The sequence below is a fragment of the Psychrobacter sp. TB20-MNA-CIBAN-0197 genome (genome assembly GCF_040309765.1).
GTDB classification, from domain to species: Bacteria; Pseudomonadota; Gammaproteobacteria; order Pseudomonadales; family Moraxellaceae; genus Psychrobacter; species Psychrobacter submarinus.
In genome coordinates this window covers 1-2,167 of record NZ_JBEOPC010000061.1, presented here as the reverse complement: position 1 = coordinate 2,167, position 2,167 = coordinate 1, and the positions used below count along the sequence as shown (strand labels likewise).

The 2,167-nt window shown below is 41.2% G+C and carries 1 protein-coding gene and 1 pseudogene; both read left to right on the top strand.

Annotated features, from left to right (window positions below; genetic code table 11):
• The first annotated feature begins 107 nt into the window (after nt 1-107).
• Nucleotides 108-527, top strand: coding sequence for an organomercurial transporter MerC (gene merC / locus AAEY83_RS12580; protein WP_008467331.1), 420 nt, complete (start codon nt 108-110; stop codon nt 525-527).
• Between the two features lie 68 nt (nt 528-595).
• Nucleotides 596-1,987, top strand: a pseudogene (gene merA / locus AAEY83_RS12575) (mercury(II) reductase); the annotation flags it as partial.
• Nucleotides 1,988-2,167: the final 180 nt, after the last annotated feature.

Here is a 2,167-nt window from a genome sequence, read left to right as displayed (position 1 = left end):
AAGCTAGCTGTTGTTTCTTTTGATGACACTAAAACCAACATCAATGCATTAATTGCAGCGACTACCAACGCTGGCTACCCTTCAAATTTAAAAAGTGAAAATAAGTAATATTTAGCCCCTTAGAACTAGTTACGCGTATCGGAGATAAAGCAGGCTCTATAGGTGCACTTGTTTCGGCAATGGGATGCGCCATGTGTTTTCCCGCGATAGCTAGTCTTGGTGCGGCAATTGGGATGGGATTTCTTAGTCAGTGGGAAGGGGTATTTATCAATACGTTGTTACCACTGTTTGCAGTATTAGCGCTGGCAATGAATATCTTAGGCTGGTTTAGCCATCGTCAATGGCACCGTAGTTTTATCGGTTCAATTGGCCCCATTTTGGTTTTACTCTCTTTATACCCTTGGTTCCAGTACGGGTGGAGTTCATACGTTACTTATACGGGGCTAGGACTAATGGTTGCTGTATCAATTTGGGACATGGTTTCTCCTGCGAATAAACGCTGTGATGATGAAACTTGTACCGCTTAACTTTTTAAGAGGAATAAAATATGTCAACGAATAGTTGTTGCTCGCCAAATGACATCCAGCCAGAACAATTACATGTAGCCATTATTGGTAGTGGTTCAGGGGCCTTTGCCAGTGCGATTAAAGCAGCAGAAGGCGGAGCAAGAGTTACTATCATTGAAGGAGCCGATGTAATCGGAGGTTGCTGTGTAAATGTCGGCTGTGTTCCTTCAAAAATATTGATCCGTGCTGCGCAATTAGCGCATCAGCAACGTACTAACCCGTTTGATGGTTTAGAAAATATTCAGCCACAACTTAGCCGCTCCTTATTAGCACATCAGCAAAACGCTCGCGTCGAAGAACTACGCGATGCTAAATATCAACGTATTTTAGAGAGTAATCCCGCGCTATCTTTACTTAAAGGTTATGCACGTTTTAAAAATCAAAATACCTTGCTAGTTCACAAGTCTGATGGTAGTGAAGAAGAGCTGGTTGCAGATCGCATTTTAATTGCAACAGGCTCTACACCAAGCATTCCGCCAATTAAGGGTTTAGTTGATACACCTTATTGGACATCAACAGAAGCCTTATTTGCAGAAGAGTTACCGAGTAGTCTAGTTGTCATCGGCTCCTCCGTTGTTGCTCTGGAAATTGCGCAAGCTTATGCCCGTTTAGGTAGCCGTGTGACAATTCTAGCCAGACATACCCTTTTATATGCTGAAGATCCGTTATTAGGTGAAAAACTGGCAGAGTGCTTTGAAAAAGAAGGTATTAGGGTACTTAATAATACGCAAGCAAGTCATGTTTCTTATGATAGCAATGGTTTTTCATTGGAAACTAACGAAGGAACATTAATCGCTGAAAAATTGCTTATCTCTACGGGTCGCCATGCAAATACTGGAAAGCTTGGTTTAGAAAATGTTGGTGTTGAAACAGATAAAAGTGGTGCCATTGTTGTTAATAGTATGATGGAAACATCAACAGCTAACATTTATGCCGCTGGAGATTGCTCCAATATGCCACAATTTGTTTATGTTGCTGCTGCTGCCGGAAGTAGGGCTGGAATTAATATGACAGGTGGAAATGCGCAACTCGACTTATCTACCATGCCTGCTGTTATATTCACCGACCCACAAGTTGCTACGGTAGGTCTAACCGAAGTACAAGCTTCAGCGGTAGGAATAAATACGATAAGTCGTGTACTTGATATGGAAAACGTACCAAGAGCTTTAGCAAATTTTGAAACGGATGGTTTTATCAAGTTGGTAGCTGAAGAATCCACGGGAAAACTGATAGGCGCACAAATTTTAGCCCATGAAGGCGGAGAACTGATTCAAAGTGCGGCTCTTGCTATTCATAATAAAATGACAGTCGAAGAATTGGCAGGTCAACTATTTCCGTATTTGACGATGGTTGAAGGATTGAAGTTATGCGCTCAAACCTTTAGCAAAGACGTTAAAGAGCTATCTTGCTGCGCAGGGTAATCATTTAACGGTAATGTACTTACAGAAATGTTAATGGAGTGCCATTAATAGCTGTTATTTCAAATAATTTTCTAGCGGTTTTTTCTCAAAATCTTCAGGATACATAGTAGACCTCTTGCAAAAGTAGCAGAGGGAATTAAAATAAGAAGAACATTCATCGTTGTCTAAGAACCATGCCAA